Genomic DNA, 20,633 nt, shown 5'->3' on the forward strand with positions numbered 1-20,633 from the left:
CTAGATAAAGTATTTGATTTCTTCCAGTTTATAGAAATTTGGTAACTGCTTGCCATTAATAAACAAGCGGGGTGTACTTGATATATCGTTGGCTTCGCACCATTTCTTCTGCATCTCTAATAAAGGTTCCACATTAAGTTGTTGAGACGCAGGATAGTTTGCCCTCCATGCATCGAAATTTTTTAATTTATCATCAAACCATGCGTTAATTGCGTTTGATAATGTATGCGGATCATGCTCAGCGGCAAGCCTCATCATGTGCGAGGCTACTGCTGTTTCCGGGTCGCCATCGTAGTTCAATACGTAAAAAAACAATTGAACTTTAATATTCTCCCGGGAACTTACCCATGATGACAGGAGGCTATGCGCTTCACCGCAGGCCTCACAAAACGGTTTGGATACGATAGTTATTACGGTATTTGCACCTCTATCCCCTTCTATAATTGTCATTTCCTGGGGAGGCATCACAACCTCCTGCTGATCGGCCATTATTTTTTTGAAAAGTGAAATGTTCTGGCCTTTAATCGCTCGTAGTTGCTCCCGGCTAGCCTGCAACATTCGTGTTGCTTTTAAATGAGGTTTGATAGCGGCCCATGCAATAACAGGTACAATAAAGCAAAACAACATTAAAAAAGCACTATCAACGGTAAGTAAGGGCAACCGCCAGGACGCATATCTGAATAACAAAGCACCGTCTGCACAAAGTATAATTAATATAGACAGGCATAGCATACACCACTGCTTTATAACAAACGCCTGAAGGTACAACGAATACAATACAAACACAGCCGGCAGCAAGGCTGCAAGCGCGAGGTATTGTATCAGCGGGCTATTGGCACCGGCAAAGGCCGTCAGCAAAAAAGTCGTTAAAAAATAGAATAATCCTGCCTCAGCCCAACTAAGCTCATCGGTAATGTTTGCGCTATCAGAAAAAATCACCTGGTTACAATCGCTTCTCCGGTTTATAAAGCAAAATTTGTCAAGCAACGGGTTAGATATATCTATACTTTTGAGCGCGAGTAACAGGCTAATCACTACGCCGGTCAACTTGAGTATTAACGACGCAAAGATGCCCGGCTTATCGGCGAAATCAGGATATTTTGCCATCAGCAAGCACATCGCAGCAAACGCAGCACCTGCAATCAAAAATTTACCCCGGTAAAGTTCCCTAAGTTCACGTCGTCGTTTCACAACGTAATTTTTCTCACCGGCACCATCATTCGCTTCTGCAACTAATACCCTCCCAGAATACTGACTGTTTAGCCACTCCAGTTTAACTTTTTTGTTTGCATAAACTTCATTTACTATTGTTGCACTACCATCATCTATATTGGTTACTACTACAAACTCGCCTCCCCTGCTTTTTAAATGAGCAATAAAAGGAGTCTCGAGTTCTGTCAGACGATCAATTGGCAATTCGAATACACCATTTGGAATTAAAAAATTACCGAGCACATCTGCCAAACCAACGAAATTATAGTGCTCTGGGTGCTTATTCAGTTCGCGCTTTATACCTGTTGACGTAAGCGGCACCTTTAACCTTCGCGCCAGTTCAAACAATACGGTAGGTATGTTGTCCCCAATCATTTTGGCAAATGAATAAATTGTTCAGTAACCCGGTGAAGTAATGAAGCTCGAGATATCAGGATCTTCGCCTCGCCAGACATGCCCGGTAATAATGCTGGCTCGCCAGCAGTTGACGTGTTAGGAAGGCCGGTGACTTTAACACTAATTATTCCATTCTTTCCTACAACAGTATCAATAGTACTGATTGCCGCCCGCAAATCATTGTTGCCACCATCGGCTAACGCATTCAGGTGAACATAAACCAATTGTCCGCTCTTGATTTTGCTAATGTCACGCTCAGCTATTTGAGCACTAGCAGTTAATTGACCATTAGCTTCTTCGTTGAGGTGGATAGGTGCATTGATGAAGGTGGGGTACTCTAAATAGCCTCCTAATGCCACCAGCACCATAATAATAACAGTAATGGTGCCTATGCCCCAAGCGATGATAGCCGGTGGCGGTTTTGAGATAACCTCATCTAATTCAGGGCTATTGCGTCTTTGTAAATCTCGTGTGCTATCTATTGGCATAACCTATTCTAATTTGCTATTCTCCCAATGCTAATTGATTTTTTACAAGCTTATAGTACTCGCCACGCAAGGCTATCAGTTGCTGATGTGTTCCCTGTTCAATAATGTTTCCTTTATCTAACACCACAATGTTATCCGCATTGTTTACCGTACTTAGGCGGTGTGCAACCACCACTACCGTTCTATTTTTAAAAAAACCAGCCATGTTGTCCATTATTACACGTTCGTTTTTCGCGTCGAGGGCGTTGGTAGCCTCATCAAAGAAAATATAATCCGGATCTTTATAAACCGCCCTGGCAATGAGCAATCGCTGCCGTTGACCCTGACTTATACCATTTCCTTCGGCACCTATTACAGTATCAATGCCAAGTGGTAGGTTTTCAATCAGGTCGGTGATGTTTGCGACATTTACGGCATGCCACAGTCTCGCCTCATTGGGGCTATCGTCCCCGACGGCTATGTTATTAGCGATAGTATCAGAAAAAATAAAACCGTCCTGCATAACCACACCACACTTGCCACGCCATGCGCGGACACTAAACTGGCTCAACGCTGTGTCACCTATGGTAATACTGCCTGCCGATACCTCGTAAAATCCCAGCAAAAGTTTAAGCAGGGTTGTTTTACCACTACCGCTCATGCCTACAATTGCGGTGGTTTTGCCTTGCGGTATTTCTAAAAATAATTCCTTTAAAACCGGTTCGTTTCCTGCTCCCGGATAGGTGAATGATAGATTTTTGATCGTGATACTTTTATCCTGCGGTAAGTTATATATCAGCTCCTTTCCTACAGGTTCTTCGTCGGCAACGCCCTGTATATCATTCAACCGTTCAAGGCTTATCCGCGCATCCTGAAAGGACCTAATGAAGCCCAGCATCTGTTCTATCGGGCCATTCAGCTGTCCTATAATATATTGCACTGCCACCATTCCGCCCAGAGTGAGGTGCCCCTCTATCACAGCTTTAGCGCTTAAAAACGTCACAAGGATATTTTTACCTTCGTTGATTAATGTTGAGCCGCCTTGCTGGTACTGACTTAATGCAAGGCTTTTTACACTAAACCTGAATAAACTGGCCTGTAGCCGTTCCCACTCCCACCGTTTTTGACGTTCGCAATTGTTCAGCTTAATTTCCTGCATGCCACCAATCAACTGCACTACATTACTTTGTGTGCGGGAAGAAATGTCGAAACTTTTATAATTTAACTCACGCCGTGCTTTTAAGAAAAGATTTATCCAAACAAGGTAGCCTATACCACTAACTACAAAAACCACAAAAATGGTGGCATTGTACAAGACCAATACAACCGAAAATACTACCAAATTAATAAGCGAAAAGATTGTGTTAAGTGCCGACCCGGTTAAGAAGGTCTCTATATTACGCTGGTCGCTCATCCGCTGCATGATATCGCCCGTTTTCTTAGTGTCAAAAAAGCTCATGGGCAAACGCATAAGCTTTATTAAAAAGTCCGTCAAGATGGAAAGGTTAATCCGTGTACTCACGTGAAGAAGGATCCAGGAACGTAAAAATTCTACAGTTACACGGCCAAGGACAAGCGCTGTTTGAGCGATAAGTATAATGTAAATAAAACCGAGATCGCGGGTTTGTACTCCAACATCAACAATAGCCTGTGTTAAAAAGGGAAATATCAGCTGAAGGATACTGCCTAAAGCAAGGCTCAAACACAACTGTGTGATAAGGCTACGGTACTTGGATACGTAGCGAAGCAAAGTTTTCCAGTTGAGTACGTCTCTCTCGTGCTCCTGCGTATAAAAGTTTGGCGTTGGGCTTAGCATTAGAGCAATGCCCGCACCACTTTCACTCCAACCCCTGTTAAAATCTACCTGATTAAGCGTAACCAAACCACCCGAAGGATCTGAAAGATAGTACTGATCATTCCTAATCTTATAAAGCACCACAAAATGGTTGTTTTTCCAGTGGAGGATGCAAGGGAGGTCTGCAGTCTTCAACTGTTCCGGCTTTAGCCGTAGACTGAGTGACCGAAATCCGATTTTCTCGGCAGCCTCACTAATACCTAGTAGGTTAACGCCGTCTTTATTAATTTGACAATAATTGCGCAGAACACCCAAACTGATGTCGCGCCTGTAGTATTTGGCCACTATACGCAGGCAAGTAGGCCCGCAATCCATCGTATCGAGTTGCTTGAAATTAGGAAATGATGTTAACATAGGTGGCCCCTAAAGGCTTATTGGCGATCCAATATACGAAAACTCATGAGTGGTTCATCATCAATGCCATATTCTTTTTTAAAGTTTCAATATCAATATAGAAATCACCAAAAAAGTAATCATCGGGCTCATTAACAGGAGCACTTATCTGTGCATAATACTGGTGGCCCAAAGCGTCTGCCTCATACCAAAACACAAAGCTTGGTCTATCAAGGTCATTGGTTTTTGCTTTTAAAATTTCCAAGACGCTGCCCCCTTCAGGCATAAACATCATATTGGTAAGCCCGGAGCCATGTATAGATACAAGGTACTTAACATGACCATACAAACGTACCTGTTCTAAAAAGGTATAATCTTCATTATACACCGTTTTAAAGCCATATTGAGTCATAACCTTTTCAACCAAGTCTTCGTTAAACACTTTTTTACGAGCTGCCTTACGGCGGCTTAGATAAATTTTATCACCGATATTTATATCTGCAATATTTTCTATTGCATATTTACTATAAAATGCAGCCAACTCCTTTAGCTCGAGTTTATCGTAAGAATCGCAAAGTGGCTTAATGCGCGGTAACCTCAATTTAGGTACCATCAGGCTTTTTCCCCGAGGGATAACAAACATATTTTGCACATTGAACGGAAGCAATGACCCGCTTATAAAATCTGTTTTAATATAGTGTTCGGGAATTAATAAGACTACGTCCTTTAACTGGTCTCGTACCCGCCAAAGCCGTGGGATACATTCGCAAAGCCAATGGTAGTAATTGTACCATGGGTGATGTATTAGTAAATAGCGCTTATGCTCATCCATTTCAATCAGATTTTCCGGGTGGTCAGATGCATCCTGGTAGTAATTCATAGTTTCTGCAACGTAGCCTGCCATTTGATAGGGATGATCGTGATGACAGTCGCTGATAAGCCCATCTTCATTGGCACAAAAACCGGTATAAGTAACAAAAACTTCCTCCAAGTCTAATACTGGCAGATTACTAATCTTGTAGGTTTTATAAGGCTCAAATAAATGCCTGTCAGACGGTTGTAAGTTTTTTGGAAGTGCAACATTTACGGTAGTAATACTCATGTGGGCAAATTACTAAACATGCCTAACAGTTCCTATGGCTGGTATAATCTGTTGAAGTTTAAACGATGTAATTACATCGTATGAGTTGTTGAAAGTTGAGTGCCCGCTTTTTTCAGTTCAAGAAGGTACCAGGACTTTTATTGAAACCTCATCAACGTTTAAGAGCTCTGCGCTATTTCAAACAAGTTTTAACTATTCCCATCAAACAAAAACCCCGTAAATATGTGGTTTACGGGGTTTTGATAAATTTCGACACTCAATTCAGCGGTGAAGGAGGGATTGGAACCTTTCTGCTAACCGTCGGAAAATTAACGTCTTATAATCTCAAATATTTACTACTCTCGAAATTACTCTCTAAAGTCTGTAAGTGTTTTAATCGTTTCTTAAAGATAATAATTAGAATCAAATGGCGCAAGTGTAAATTTTCTTGGGAAGATATTGCCAAAATTAGCTTCTTAAATTGAAAATAAACAATTTGATAAAGTTGCATTTCTGAACCATTAACTTAGGTAAGTTAAAAAGAGGTTGTGTAAAAAAAACGACCTTCCATGTGAAAACGATCTACAATCATTTAAGATCAATGTGTGCTTAAATACACAGTGTTTGCCTTACCTCAGAAAATAAAAGACCGCTTCCGCCTCCATAGTGTATGCATACCTTTGTTTCGGGATAGTTCTCGGCAACATAAATGGTAAAGGAATCTTCATCAAGTGATGATAGCCCGTTACCCAATAAAACGAGATCAAAACGCTGGCCTAGTAAAGATTTGGCGGTAGTAATGGAATTCGCACCCAGGGCATTCCAGTTTTCCCTGCTGTTAAGCAAACGAAGCATCGTGGATAGAATTCCGTCGTGAGAACTGACAACAAGTAAATTTATTTCTCTCATCTTAGTATTTCATCGGCACTTCCATCAACAGAACTTTGCTTCCCATTGTAACAGTTAAAGGCACTTCACCAATCTCCCAAATACCCAACCCGTCCCGAGCTTGCAGAGTGCAATCTGCTGTGATTACGCTACCAGCTATAACAAAAATATATAAGCCGTCACTTGGATTTTTCATCTTATAGGTGAGTGACATGTCTTTATCAAACTCCCCCATATGAAACCATGCCTGCTGGTGTATCCAAACCCCCGAATCATCCTCACTTGACGATAGCACCTGATGGAGTACATTCTTGTCACCAAACGGAATTACGTACTGATCATACCTAGGCGTTACATTTCTCTTATCCGGGTAAAGCCATATCTGGAGAAACTCTACATCAAGGTTTTCATCCTGGTTATATTCAGTGTGATAGATTCCTGTCCCGGCGCTCATTGCTTGAACTTCTCCGGGCCGGATTATTGCTGAGTTACCCAGACTGTCCATATGTACCAGACCACCCTTTAGTGGAATAGAAATAATTTCCATGTTGTCATGCGGATGTTCGCCAAAACCCCGTCCTCCTTTTACCTTATCATCATTTAGGACACGTAATGCACCAAATCCGATTCTGTCGGGGTTGTAATATCCGGAAAAGCTAAATGAATGGTTACTTTTCAACCAGTCATGATCAGCAAATCCTCTGCTGCCTGCACTATGAAAAACTGTTTTCATGTCGATTATTAGTTAAAGGAAAGTGATATTAATAAACAAAGCTATTGTAAAAAATAGATGTTTGAACATTTATTTTATATCATTGCTCCAGGTTGACATAGTTCAACTAGAGGATTAAGGTCTATTCTTTACATAAAACTAAAATAGTCTGCAATTTTTGAATATTATTCAACAAACCAAATAGATAATCTATTTGGCTCCCCTTCCATTCCAAACTTTAATCTATTAGGTCGATACAGCATTTTATCAGGATTATAGATGCTGTAATTTGCTTCAACGATATCTCGTTGTAATCATTTTTAGCGCACTAAATATCGTCAATCTAAAATATTAATAAAACTTAAATAAATGATTTTCAATGGTATATGTAGATGGATTGAACTTTGTTTAGCCTAATAAGATTGGGGTTATCTCAAAACCTATGTTCTAAGCTTCATTCAAAATTTTTGAAATCTATATCTTGATAATGAGCACACGCAAAGAATTTTTAAAAAACGCATCGCTGTTAGGGGCGGGTGCAATGTTTATTCCAAAAACACTTTTTTCAGAACCAACCGACAAGAGTGTTATTACTCGGGAACCAACTGGCTGGAGTGATGGAACACGCCTAATTATCTCAATCTCTATGCAGTTTGAAGCAGGTGGCGAACCAGAATTTGGTTTTGACAGTCCCTTTCCTGCAAATTTAAAAACCGGCTTTCCCGACCTGCCTGCAAAAACGTGGTTTACCTATGGCTATAAAGAGGGAATATCGAGGATGTTAGATCTTTGGGACAAACATAATATCAAAGTCACCAGTCACGTCATTGGAGGTGCTGCTCAAAAAAGTCCTGATCTGACACGTGAGATAGCAAAACGTGGTCATGAGATATCAGGTCACGGTTTATACTGGACTCCTGAATATGCTATGAGCTACGAGGAAGAAAAGAAGTTCATCAAAGACAGCGTGGACCTTATAAAAAACATTACCGGGCAAACGACGACAGGTTATAATTGTAATTGGCTAAGAAGAAGTAAAAACACAATAAAAATACTTCAGGAATTAGGATTTACCTATCATATCGACGATTTAAGCCGGGATGAGCCATTTTTAATACCTGTTGAAGGAAAGAAGTTTGTCGTGGTACCTTACACTCTCCGTTGTAACGATATTTTATTGCTGGAAGGACGAAATTTTTCATCCACTCAATTTCTTGAAACGTTAAAGTTAGAATTTGACCAATTATACAAGGAAGGGGCTACCAAAAAGAGAATGATGTCATTTAGTGCCCACGACCGGATTAGCGGGACTCCAGCGCAGGTGAATGTTATGGATCAGTTTTTAAAATATGCTCTACAACATGAAGGTGTAAAGGTTATGAGAAAGGACGATATTGCTAAATTGACAATGAACGATAAAACATCATTGATCGATCCTGATTACCATTAAACCGATCATAATTCTTAATTTTTATTGACTTTAAAAAAGTATTGAAATGAGGGCTACTCAGTATTGAAGTCCTCATTTTTTTATTATTGCAGTGTAAACATTGTGTGGCAATTTCGTTTAACTGCAAGGAACAAATTCCACACGGATTTCCAGCCCTTCTTTATTGAATATCTTAAGATTTCCACCTATTTGTTTACTTAATCCCTTCATCAGGTTGAATCCCATCGAATGTATTTGTTGCAGGTCAAAGTTAGCAGGAAGGCCATCACCATTGTCAGAAACGCTTAGTAAATACTTATGCGCTTCTGCTTTTTTTAACAAAACCTTTATAATTCCACTATTCCTATCACGAAAAGCATATTTTATTGAATTGGTCACCGCTTCGTTTAATATAAGACCAACCGGGACAGCTACATTTACCTCAAGCTCAATACAATCGATGTCTTTTTGAAAAATGATGGCGCCGTCCAAATTAAAACAACTGGCCAGGTAGCCAAGTAACTCTTCAATATATTCGGCCATATTAACAGTCATGACGTTATCTGACTGATAAAGTTTTTGGTGAATCAGTGCTACCGAATTCATCCGTTGCTCACTATTTTTTATCGCTGACAAAGCATCTTTGTTGTTAATAAATGACGATTGGCGCTGCAGTAACCCCATTACAATTTGAAGGTTGTTCTTAACACGATGATGCACCTCCTTTATAAGCCACTCTTTTTCCTTTAAAAGCTCATCCTTTTCACCAACCGTAAGGTTTAGGACCTTATTTTTTTGGTCAATTTCTATCGTGTTGCTTTTATTGATCCTATAACTTCTATACAACAAAACAAGCAGTATCAATAAAACGCTTGAGCCACCAAGAATAAGGTTTTGATCAAGTCTAGCTTGCTTCAACTGTTTTTTCTGCAAATCGCCGCTTTTTTTCAAATAACGAATGTCATTTTCTTTTTTATCGGTTTCATATTGTAGTTGCAGTTCCGCAATATCCCTGTTTTTAGATTCATTTGTTATCGAATCCCTTAACTTTGTGAAACTGAGGTAATGTCCTAAAGCACTGTGGTCATCGCCCCTTGTCGAGTCGATCTTGAAACGTAAAAATTCAAATCTTTTATTCTCAAAAAGATCGGATCCCGTCCCCATCTTCTCTGCAAACATTTTGGCTTCATCAAACCGATGATGTGTTAGATAGAAATTGCTAAGATCTTCGTAAGCCAGTGAGCGAACACCGAGAAGCTGCAATGAGGTTAATTTGTCAATGACCCGAAGGTATAGCCGCTCAGCTATAGCGGATTTTCCGGTCGCATCTTCACAATAAGCCTGATTTTGAAGGTCGAAGATCTTACCTATTGGACTTCTCGGTGGATGTTCTTTTCTCAGTGTCGTAAATTGATTCAATGCAGCGCTTATCTTTCCGAGCTTAATGAAGTTTTTAATGATAAAACCTGCTGTCCTGAACAAAAACTCTTCTTCTATCGCTGTTTTAGTTCGAAGTTCGAGCGTCTTTTTATAGTATTTAATACAATTTTCAGATTCCCCAAGAGCGTCATAGATCAGCGCCAATTCACCGTAGTAATAATCTGGTTCGTTGATCTCAGAAAATTTTTCTACATCTCTCACGCTGGCAAGGCAATATTTCAGGGCACGGCGGTAATCTCCGACAGTTCTATAGTATGCAGCCAAAAATACATTAGCCTGGTCAAGATTGATGTTTTTGTTTTTGAATTTGGCAACAATGGCTAGAGCTTCCTTTTCCCCTTCAGCCGGGTTTTTCAATAAAAAATATTCTTGGGCAATATGGTATCTGATATTGGCCTCGTTACCGGCAGCCGGATGCTTGAAGAACAAACTTATCGCTTTCCTGTACGATGACATTCCAAGGGTATATAATCCCATACGGTCAGCAGCCTCTCCAAAACCTATCCATGATTTTATGGCCAGATCGAAATGTCGTGACGTCAGGAAATATCGCTCAGCCAGGGCTTGGCAACGCTTAGCGGCCAAGGTGTCCCCTGCTTGTATGTAAGAGAGTCCAAGATATTTTAAACTTTGGTACTTAAGTGAATCCTCATGATCCTTCTCGCTAAGTTCAACCGCTTTCTTTATGGCGCCTATAGCACTGTCGAGATACACTTTTTTTTGTTCAATCAAGTATTGCCCGGCGTAAAATTTACGAAGTTTCTGGTACAAGCGAATCTTCGCGGTATCCGTTTTTTCCAGCTTAAGTGCACCCTTGAGGTCACTACCATTCATGGGATAAAGCGCCTGCCCTCTTGATGATAATGTCAGTAACAACAGCAACGCGCTAACATACGTTGATATACCGTAAAAAGAACCAGCCGGGCTAAGCCTTCCCAATTGTAATCCAGTAATTATCTGTCTATATAAAGAGGTCTTCGGTTTCATTTTTTAAAGAAACTTACCGAAAGGTAACGAAAAAACTTCAAATTAAAGTTTATAGAGCATTAAATCTGCCTTTGACCTTTACCGACGATAACGGTATTATCATATAAAAATTGAAATATCACAGATGCAGGAAGGGCTAACGTGGTTGTACGGCTGAACCGCGCAATGTTAACACCAAGAAATTTGCCTGAGTAATCAAATACCGGACCACCTGCATCATTTGCTTCAAGGACGCAGTCGTGAGCGAACACTTTCTGGAAGCCATCTCTTCGTATACTCTTGCCTCCTTTAAAGTGGTCGGCAGGGTGTGTAGTTAGGTTTAAAGGCCAATTACCTAAGACGACCTTAAGGTCAATACGCTGGTTCGCTCGTAATATCTCAAACGCGGTGGTATCGCCGGGCCATAGATCACTTAAAACGGCACCAAAGTCCTCCGGTCTTTCCATTACTCTACCCTGAATAACTTTTATCGTATCGCCAACTTTAATTCCGTATAAGGATGCCGGAGAACCGTCAAGTACGTTGCTAACTGGAAAAGGCCGATGTCTTACATCAATAAAAGCACCGAGATAGCCGAGGCTAAATTTTTTTGGTAATGCGAAAACCGAAGCTCCGGCTATGCCTTTCATGGGTTGGCGCTGACTGTTGAGGCAAAAAAGGTGCTGACCCGCATACACTGTATCGAATTGCTCTTTGTTGAATATCTCATCCCGCGATGGGTATATTGATTGCGGGGAAACACTCAACAGAATCAGATCATTTCGTTTGTCCCTTGCTACAATATTTGCGTCATTGCTGTTTCCGTCATTAAAAATAACTCTCACCTTATTTCCTACTTCAGAACTTTTGGATATGACAAAAATGGAAGTTGACATCTTCGACTTTTGATCTGTCCTGATGACAGTACCAAGTAATTGTTTTTCGGTACCATTGACAATGCTTTTTACTGTTGCGGTAAATTGAGTAGCCTTCTTTTTCACGTTTGTCTGCAGATGAACCAAATCTTTAATAAGCATGGCTGGCTTAAAAGATTTTTGGATTAGACTATCCTTTGTCATCGGAAATGCATCATATGTCACCGGAATTTTTAACGAGGACCAGTACCGGCGGTAAATGTCTACGGGAACATCAAAATTAATGTCTTCAGGTATATCTATCGCACTATGCAGACCTATCACCTGCCCTGCAACATTAAATAACGGCCCGCCTGAATCTCCGGGCTCCATCTTGCAGCTTGATTGGATCATACCTTGCTCAGTAGCTGGCACGGTGATTTGCCCCAGACGAACGGTAGGAAAATTTAGAGCCAAAGTCTCAGGATAAGAGATGCTGATGCATTTTTGGTGCAAACGCAGCTCTCGGCTGGTCCCTATTTCTGCAAATGGATAGACCCCCTCGCCCAAAATTTTCATCATCGACACGTCCGGTAACTGAGGAGTAGCCGAAAACATTATTCTTCCTAAAGCCTGAGCTATAACCATTTTCCCATCAGGGAAGTTTACGCTGTAAATGTTGCCAGGAATGGTGGTGTGCGCTACTGTCAGAATATAACCGTCTTTTGTCACTACTACACCGCTAAATTGCGGGCCCGCCTGTCGATTTACCACGGTGTCGAAGGCAAACATCCTTACACATGCGGGCGAAACCTTTTTAATGACTTCCGACAATTTTGTTACATGCATGGCATTTATCGATCGCTTTTTCTGAGCTAGAATGGAATCAGGTAATATAAGGTAGGTTAAAATACCGATACCAATTTTGCAGAGTAAAGTTATTCGATGGCAATATTGCCCGAGTCTTGTAGACATGCGATTTAAAAATTATTAAATTTATTATGTACAAACATATAAATTTAATTAATCTTTTAGAAGATACGATGTTAATTAGATCAATCCACGTTTGAATCGATTGATAATTAGTTTTAATTGAGATTTTAACGGCATTTAAAAAATTTCAACGCCCTAGTAAGGCTATTTTAAAAACGGTGCATACAATTTGTAATTACAAATATTTACAATATGTTTGTACAATATGATAAAGCAGGAAATAATGCCTGGAACATCCAGAAACTCTGAACAGTTCTTGATGCCATCAACTATTGAGAATCAAATTACAGGCAAATACGAGATCTATCCGTTTTACAATATCTCAGGAACTATTAGTTCTGGTTACCATTCCCTCACAGAGCGCCTTCTGTTAAAGGGTGAACATATTGTTTTTGATGGTTATATTGGTGTAAATTGGGAGGCTGTAAAAGAGCAAACCACCCGTGCATTTACAGATCTTGGCAAAAGTATAAACTGGATATCTATTAACAATTATCTAAAATCGTCCGAAGATTTAGAAATAAAAACGTCCCCTTTTCTTGGTGGAGACGATCCTTTGTTTGGCAGTGCTTATACAGGTACACTTCAAGATTTTTTCGAGCTGAAAAACGTCGATGAAGTTTTATCTGTCGATGGTTCAATAAATATCATTTATGGCTGCGGAGCGGCTTTAGTGAGTGGCAATTTTCCGATCGTGTACTTTGACGTGCCCAAAAATGAAATTCAATTTCGTTCAAGGGCTGGTTCAGTTAACAATTTAGGCCGTCATTTTCCTGAGGATCCAAAGATACAGTATAAAAGATTTTATTTTATTGACTGGGTGGTTCTGAATAAGCACAAAGAAGAAATCTTTCCTCGTATCGACTTTATGGTGGATGAACAGCGTACGGAGGATATTACATGGATCAGTGGAAATGAATTGCGTTCTGCACTTTCTACAATAACAAAAAACGTTTTTCGCGCCAGGCCATGGTTTGAGCCTGGTGTTTGGGGCGGTCAGTGGATCAAGGAAAACATACCGGGGCTGAACAAGGATACTAAAAATTATGCATGGTCTTTTGAATTGATCGCACCTGAGAACGGCATTATCCTAGAAAGCGGTTCCAAGTTATTGGAAGTTTCAATCGACTGCCTGCTCTATTATGACCATGTCGCCGTCCTTGGAAAGGCGGCTAAACGTTTTGGGAATAAATTCCCAATAAGATTTGACTTTCTTGATACCATGGACGGAGATAATCTTTCTTTGCAATGCCATCCTTCAGTTAACTATACAAAACAACACTTTGGAGAAGACTTCACGCAGGACGAGACTTACTATATTCTGGAATCTAAACCGGGTGCAGAAGTTTATCTGGGCTTCCAAAATGACATAGATCCGGATACTTTTCGCAGAGAACTCGAAAGCAGTTTCATACATCATAAAGAGGTCGATGTAAAGAAGTATATTCAAACCTTCCCCGCCAGAAAACACGACCTTTTTCTTATCCCTAATGGTACGGTACACTGTTCAGGAAGGGATGCGTTGGTCCTAGAAATCAGTGCCACCCCGTATATTTTCACTTTCAAGATGTATGATTGGTTAAGGCCAGACCTGAACGGACTTCCAAGGCCACTCAACATCAATCGGGCATTTGAGAATTTGAACTTTGATCGAAAAGGTAAAGTTGTCGAGAATACTCTTCTATCCAAGTCGACCAAGCTCAAGGAAACCGACGAGTGGCGGGTTGTCGGCCTTTCCACTCATGATGAACACTTTTACGCAATAGCGCGCCTGGAGTTTAAAGAGTCCATCACCGATAATACCAACGACCAATGTCTTATCATGAGCCTTGTTGAAGGAGAAAGTGTGACAGTAATTACGGGCCAGCGACAAATGGTTGTACATTATGCCGAGACATTTATTATACCTGCTGCAGCAGGCAGCTTCATGATCAAGAATGAAGGCCCTTCATTGGCTAAAGTGATCAAAGCGTTTGTAAAAGATTCAAGTTGCTAATTACCTATTCTAATAATGAAAAAAATACTATTGTTATCCGTTTTCTGCTGGTTGACGAATTCTGCATTTTCAATTTCGCTGAGCAAAGATACCTTGTTTACGTCAGTGACCGTAAAACCTACCGTAGCTTATATTAATTATCATGGAGAAGTACGCCGTATGGCAAGGCTTATATTTAATGACGGAAAATGCTATACCGGGGGCAGATTAGTCGTAGATTTTAACGAAACAAAGGAAGTCTACGAAATACCTGTGGCCGCAACCGGCGTACAGAATTATGAGATCGCACTTCCTGGCAAGACAATTAAAACACCCCAGCAACTGACAGTGGTGTTCAACAACCAAGGTCAAAGCTATACTTCCCGTGCAGTTGTTACGCCCTGCAAGTCCAACTGGACAGTCTATGTCCTTCCCCACTCCCATGTAGATATCGGTTATACCAACGTACAGTCAAAAGTTTTGAAGTTACATATGGATAATATTGATGCTGCTATCGAATTGGCAAAGAAGACACAGAACTATCCCGAAGAAGCACGCTACAAATGGACGACTGAAGCAATATGGGTAGTTGACAATTACCTTAAAATGTCGTCACCTGAAAAGCAGCAAAGGTTTTGGGATGCCGTAAAGAAAGGTTGGATAAGTCTTGACGGCGCCTATGGAAATATTAACACAAGTCTTACCGACAGCAGGCAATTGATGGAAATGTTTGCAGCCTCGCAACGGCTGGCCAGGGCACACGGTATAGATATTCATACGATGTTCCAGGGTGATGTTCCCGGAGCATCATGGGGACTTGCCGCACAGGCTGAACAAACAGGAATAAAGTATTTTTTATCCGGCCCGAACGCATCAGACAGGATTGGAAGGTTGGCACAATGGCAGGACAAGCCCTTCTACTGGTTATCTCCTTCGGGCAAGCAAAAAATGTTATTCTGGCAATGTCCGCCTTATTCAATCGGTTACGGATTAAAAGGTGATAAAATTCCAAACTTCTTTAATGTTGAAGATCCCAAGCCATTTTATACCGGTAAACCCTCAGAAAATTTCTTGAACCCTTATCTGTTTGATCATCTGCAACAGCTTGAAAGTAAGAATTTTCCTTACGATCTGTCGATCCTCACCTGGGCTATGAGTGATAATGCTCCCATCGACCCCGAACTTCCGGACGCTGTTCAACTTTGGAACCAGCATTATGTTTCACCGAAACTGGTGATAACGAGCGTCAAACAGTTCTTCAACGATTTCGAAAAGAAATATGCCAAAGAAATCCCCACCTATTCTGGTGATTATACCGAATATTGGACCGATGGTGTATCATCCGGTGCAAGCGAAACAGCGAAGAACAGACATGCATCAGAAGTTTTAAAACAAGCTGATGCTATCTGGGCTATTCGTAACGTGCCGAATTATTCCAGAATCGACTTTTCAGAGACGTGGAAGAATATGTTACTTTTCAACGAACACACCTGGGGAGCTTACAACAGTACAGATGATCCCGACGATGCTAAAGTAAAAAGCCAATGGTCATATAAGCAGGCTTTTGCTTTACGGGCAGAAAAAAAATCAGATTCTCTACTAGCATCGTCCTTATCTCCCCTGAGGCCTCGGGAAGGTTATATAGATGTGTATAATACCAACATGTGGAAAAGGACTGATATCGTTGTTGTTCCTGCATCTTTAAGCAAATCCGGAGATATCGTAAAAGATCTGTCGGGCAGAAAAATCCCGTCTCAACGTTTATCAAGCGGAGAACTCGTATTCATTGCGACAGATGTTCCCCCATTCGGTAAAAGCACTTTCATTATTAATAAGGGCAGGAATCCACAAATCAAAAATAGCCCTACTTTTAAGAACACGATCACTAATGGGATTTATACGATTGTTCTTGATAACAAAACCGGCGATATCAAAAAATTGATTAGAAACAATAAGAATTATGCGAATGATTCGGTCTCTCTTAACCAATATCTTTATATGCCGGGAGATCTGCTTAAAAATATGGAAAGCAGCGGGACTGCCACGATCACTTACAAAGAGAACGGACCATTGGTGCAAAGCTTAATGGTGAGATCTGATGCACCCGGCACTAAAGGACTCGAGCGGGAAATTAAGTTGATTTCCAATGTTGATCGTATAGAGATTATTAACACCATTGACAAAACTGCAGTAAGGTCAAAGGAAAGTGTTCACTTTGCATTTCCGTTCTCGATTCCCGGCGGACAAGTAAGATATAATATACCATGGGCGGCGGTTACAGCTGAATCTGATCAGTTGCCGAATTCCAATCGTAACTGGTATACCATGCAGCGATGGGTTGACATTTCCAATGCAAATTACGGATTGACCTGGAGCAGTCCTGATGCGCCGCTTTTCGAAATAGGAAAGATCAAAACGGCCAACCTTTTGGGAGGGCTGCAGCATTCCCCTTATTGGGTGGATTTTACTTCTCAATCGTCCATAATTTACTCATGGGTAATGAATAATCTATGGCATACCAATTTCAGGGCGGACCAGCAGGGGAAAACTACATTCCATTATTTTATACAGGCGCACGATGGTGGTTATGATTCGTTCAAAGCCAGCCAGGCGGGAATATATAATCATCAACCGTTATTGGTGACATCTGCAAGTACAGATGAGCTTTCCGGAATAGTGGTAAAAGGTAAAAACATTTACACTGAAGTTTTAAAGCCTGCAGATGACCAACAGGGATACATCGCAATAATTGTCAATACCAGTGAAGAACCAAATCACGCATCAGTGATCTCCGACAAAGGAAAAAGCTTTCAGCTTTTTGAAAGTAACCTGATGGAAGATAAGCTGAAGCGAATTGATCAGAATTTTACTATTCCGGGCAAAGGTGTGATGACAATACGCATTGAAAATTTATAATGATGGACCAAGCAAATCAGAAATCAGCGCGTATCACGCGTTATTTAATGGTTGCTGCCGCAATCGCTGCTACCGGAGGTTTCTTATTCGGATTTGATATGGCGGTAATATCGGGCGTATTGCCGTTCATTAAGAAGCAGTTTTCGCTTTCTGCCGCAGAGGAAGGCTGGTTTGTATCATCTGCACTGATTGGCTGTATTATCGGGGTATCGTTCTCAGGAAGCTTGAGTGACGCAGTTGGCCGAAAAAAAATGATGGTGACCGCCGGAATGCTTTTTTTCCTTTCCGCGGCCGGAACAACACTCGCCGGGAGTTTTTCTTGGCTGGTGCTGACCAGGATGTTAGGTGGTACCGGTGTAGGGGTTGCTTCTATTGTAGCCCCCCTTTATCTTTCCGAAATATCGCCGGCTCCAATACGGGGCCGTTTAGTGACATTTTATCAATTAGCAATAACCGCAGGAATATTGATTGCTTATATCACCAATGCGGCTCTACTTCATTATGGTATGACCAACCGCTTCAACCAGGGAACGCTCTGGGGGAAAATTTTTGAGAAAGAAATTTGGCGGGGAATGCTGGGCATCGGGGTGATACCCTCCCTTCTATTTTTATTTGGCTTATGGTTCGTTCCTGAAAGTCCCCGCTGGCTTATATACAACGGCAGAAGGGCCAAAGGTTTAGCCGAGATCAATAAACTGGAAGGCGTGTACGATGAAGCAGCTGAATCGCCATACGTGTTAAAAGACGATCAAAATAAAGTTTCTATACTGGAGCTTTTCACCAGCAAGCTGAGAAGGCCTTTACTCATAGGCATACTTTTGCCGCTATTTTCTCAGCTCAGCGGCATAAATGCAGTAATCTATTATGGGCCGAGAATCTTAAATAGCGCCGGTATTGACATCAGTAATGCCTTTGTAAGTCAAATCATTTTTGGCGCAGCAAATTTTTTCTTCACTGTAATCGCGATATGGAAAGTTGATAATCTGGGACGAAGACCTCTATACCTTATTGGTTCCGTCGGAGCTGCATTATCTTTATTTTTTACGGGCCTTTGCTTTTATATCGGAATGTCCGGTGGCTTCATTTTGATCCTTTGCATACTTGCATTTCTGGCTTGTTTTGCCTTCTCTATAGGGCCGCTGAAGTTTGTTATCGCAGCAGAGATCTTTCCTACTGCCATTCGCGGCCGGGCTATGGGTATCAGCATTATGGTGATGTGGATAGCAGATACCGTTGTCGGCCAGTTGACACCTATTATGTTGAATACATTAGGAACTACCTGGACGTTTTGGACCTTTTCATTTTGCTGTATTCTCTCATTTTTTGTCGTTCTCAAATTAGTACCTGAAACAAAAGGAAAATCGCTTGAAGAGATGCAAGGATTTTGGTCCGGCCATTGAAGATGCCATTATTGATCAGTAACACAGATCATATATTACACGAAAATAGGGACTTTCAGTTCGTGACCATTTCTAAAGTCCGATCAAGACAGATTGGCGATATTAAAATCAAATTTGTTGAGGTAGCGAAAAAGCTATTTCCAAGTAATCATCAACAAACATTGACAAGTGGCCGGCGTAGGTAGCGCGATTAAAAATACTCCTTTTAATCTGTGCTTATAATTAAGAAAACCCGGACATAGCCTTACCTACTGAATCATCTTTAATTATTTCGAGAGAAATCACGCTTGGTGATGCGGATACCACCATATATAGTTGACTATCACGAAATCTCGTCAAAAAAAACCTTACTTAATAGATTAATCGATTAATAATCAATACGTTGTAATAGCGGCAAACATTTGGCATTGGATGTTGAAAACGCAAATTATGACAACAAAATGGACGATCGACCCTGCTCACAGCGAGGTCCTATTCAAAGTAAAGCACCTTATGATCACAACCATCACGGGCAACTTCACAGACTATCATCTGGATGTGGAAACGGAAGGTGATGATTTTACAAAAGCTGCAAGTATTGAGTTCAGTGCTGATGCAAGTTCAATTTACACAAAAAATGAGCAGCGTGACAATCATTTAAAGTCTGCCGAATTTTTTGATACTGAACGTCACGGTGCAATCGTATTTACCGGCAGGTCCTTCGAACCGGATGGCGAAGACTACCTGTTACATGGTGACCTGACAATTAAGGGCATTACCAAACCTATGACCGTCGATGTTGAATTCGGGGGAATTGTAACAGATCCATACGGACAAACAAAGGCCGGTTTTACAGTAAACGGAAAGATCAGTCGTAAGGAATTTGGATTAACCTGGGACGCGGTCACAGAGGCAGGCAGCATTGTTGTATCGGATGAAATCAGGATCAGCTGCGACATCCAGTTGATCAAAGGATAAATGTTACGGCCGTTTCGTGTGTCCTTAAATGCGCAATTGAGAAATCTCTACTATACCATTATTGCGAAATGGATTGCGATGCAGCTTAAACGACCTTAGCGGCGATACAAGATCTGCGCCAAGGCAGCATGAAATTTTATTCATGCTGCCTTTCAAAAATAAATTCATATGTCGAAACGAGCAAAGACCTCAAAGGCTAACGGAAAAAATAATACATCGAAACCAGACAGGGGGATTGAGACAATGTTTCGTGTGAGCTCGTCAAATCACCAGCGCTTGAGTGATATGGCCGACAAGAAAGCCCACATACTTATCACAGTCAATGCAATAATTCTTTCAGCAATCATAAGTCTCCTGCTCCGCAGGCTTAATGAACAGCCATATCTTGCTGTGCCGACCATCATACTTATTATGGTTAGCCTGACAACCATGACGTTCGCGATCCTTGCCACCCGCCCTAATATTCCTAAAGGTAAGTTTACCCCTGAACAACTGAAAAATGGCCCCGTCAATCTGCTCTTCTTCGGCAATTTTTATAACATGCAACCGGAGGCTTACCATGAAGCAATGTTAAAAGTGATGAACGACGGTGAATTACTTTACAGGAACCTTATCTATGACAACTATGGACAGGGAATCGTACTAGGAAAAAAATATCGTCAGCTACGGGTCGCCTATAATTTATTCATGGTAGGACTGATTGTTTCAACTTTCGCCTTTCTATCCGCCGTTTTAATACACACACAATCAATTGCTTAA

The 20,633-nt window shown here is 41.1% G+C and carries 14 protein-coding genes; 6 read left to right on the plus strand and 8 right to left on the minus strand.

Annotated elements, in window-relative coordinates; all coding sequences use genetic code 11:
• From DYU05_RS06335 to DYU05_RS06365, 6 genes are all read right to left on the minus strand, one after another.
• A complete protein-coding gene (locus DYU05_RS06335) occupies positions 1-1,587 on the minus strand; it encodes a vitamin K epoxide reductase family protein (RefSeq protein ID WP_117382116.1) in 1,587 nt (528 codons plus the stop codon).
• Entirely contained in the window at positions 1,584-2,096 is a 513-nt protein-coding gene (locus DYU05_RS06340; RefSeq protein ID WP_117382117.1) for an efflux RND transporter periplasmic adaptor subunit, read from the minus strand. Before DYU05_RS06340 ends, DYU05_RS06335 begins: the two co-directional genes overlap by 4 nt.
• A 16-nt stretch (positions 2,097-2,112) precedes the next feature.
• Positions 2,113-4,284, minus strand: coding sequence for a peptidase domain-containing ABC transporter (locus DYU05_RS06345; protein ID WP_117382118.1), 2,172 nt, complete (start codon positions 4,282-4,284; stop codon positions 2,113-2,115).
• A 43-nt stretch (positions 4,285-4,327) separates the two neighbouring features.
• A complete protein-coding gene (locus DYU05_RS06350) occupies positions 4,328-5,365 on the minus strand; it encodes a glycosyltransferase family 61 protein (protein ID WP_117382119.1) in 1,038 nt (345 codons plus the stop codon).
• A gap of 588 nt (positions 5,366-5,953) precedes the next feature.
• On the minus strand, positions 5,954-6,253 hold the full coding sequence (locus DYU05_RS06360; RefSeq protein ID WP_133300180.1) for a hypothetical protein: 300 nt from the start codon (positions 6,251-6,253) through the stop codon (positions 5,954-5,956).
• A 1-nt stretch (position 6,254) separates the two neighbouring features.
• Complete coding sequence (locus DYU05_RS06365; RefSeq protein WP_205771798.1) at positions 6,255-6,965, minus strand: pirin family protein; 711 nt, start codon at positions 6,963-6,965, stop codon at positions 6,255-6,257.
• Between the two features lie 466 nt (positions 6,966-7,431).
• Between DYU05_RS06365 and DYU05_RS06370 the strand changes: the two genes are divergently transcribed.
• Positions 7,432-8,394, plus strand: a complete 963-nt coding sequence (locus DYU05_RS06370; RefSeq protein WP_117382123.1) for a polysaccharide deacetylase family protein — start codon at positions 7,432-7,434, stop codon at positions 8,392-8,394.
• A 117-nt stretch (positions 8,395-8,511) separates the two neighbouring features.
• Here the strand turns inward: DYU05_RS06370 and DYU05_RS06375 are convergent, their stop codons facing one another.
• Together DYU05_RS06375 and DYU05_RS06380 are read right to left on the minus strand one after the other, a co-directional pair.
• Positions 8,512-10,800, minus strand: a complete 2,289-nt coding sequence (locus tag DYU05_RS06375) for a tetratricopeptide repeat-containing sensor histidine kinase (RefSeq protein WP_117382124.1) — start codon at positions 10,798-10,800, stop codon at positions 8,512-8,514.
• 59 nt (positions 10,801-10,859) lie between these two features.
• Positions 10,860-12,608: a S1C family serine protease gene (locus DYU05_RS06380; protein ID WP_117382125.1), complete on the minus strand. Its 1,749-nt coding sequence runs from the start codon at positions 12,606-12,608 to the stop codon at positions 10,860-10,862.
• Positions 12,609-12,831: 223 nt separating this feature from the next.
• Here DYU05_RS06380 and DYU05_RS06385 point away from each other — a divergent pair, with 223 nt between their 5' ends.
• The 5 genes from DYU05_RS06385 to DYU05_RS06405 all read left to right on the plus strand — a co-directional run bounded on the left by DYU05_RS06385 (position 12,832) and on the right by DYU05_RS06405 (position 20,633).
• Positions 12,832-14,622, plus strand: a complete 1,791-nt coding sequence (locus tag DYU05_RS06385) for a class I mannose-6-phosphate isomerase (RefSeq protein WP_205771803.1) — start codon at positions 12,832-12,834, stop codon at positions 14,620-14,622.
• Between the two features lie 15 nt (positions 14,623-14,637).
• Positions 14,638-17,517, plus strand: coding sequence for a glycoside hydrolase family 38 N-terminal domain-containing protein (locus DYU05_RS06390; RefSeq protein ID WP_117382126.1), 2,880 nt, complete (start codon positions 14,638-14,640; stop codon positions 17,515-17,517).
• Positions 17,517-18,917 carry a sugar porter family MFS transporter gene (locus DYU05_RS06395; protein WP_235853964.1) on the plus strand — a complete coding sequence of 467 codons (1,401 nt, stop codon included), beginning with the start codon at positions 17,517-17,519 and terminating at the stop codon, positions 18,915-18,917. The genes DYU05_RS06390 and DYU05_RS06395 overlap by 1 nt, the downstream gene beginning before the upstream one ends.
• 429 nt (positions 18,918-19,346) lie before the next feature.
• On the plus strand, positions 19,347-19,874 hold the full coding sequence (locus tag DYU05_RS06400) for a YceI family protein (RefSeq protein WP_205771805.1): 528 nt from the start codon (positions 19,347-19,349) through the stop codon (positions 19,872-19,874).
• A gap of 168 nt (positions 19,875-20,042) precedes the next feature.
• Positions 20,043-20,633: a Pycsar system effector family protein gene (locus DYU05_RS06405; protein WP_117382127.1), complete on the plus strand. Its 591-nt coding sequence runs from the start codon at positions 20,043-20,045 to the stop codon at positions 20,631-20,633.

This window comes from Mucilaginibacter terrenus, assembly GCF_003432065.1.
In the GTDB taxonomy this organism is placed as follows: Bacteria; Bacteroidota; Bacteroidia; order Sphingobacteriales; family Sphingobacteriaceae; genus Mucilaginibacter; species Mucilaginibacter terrenus.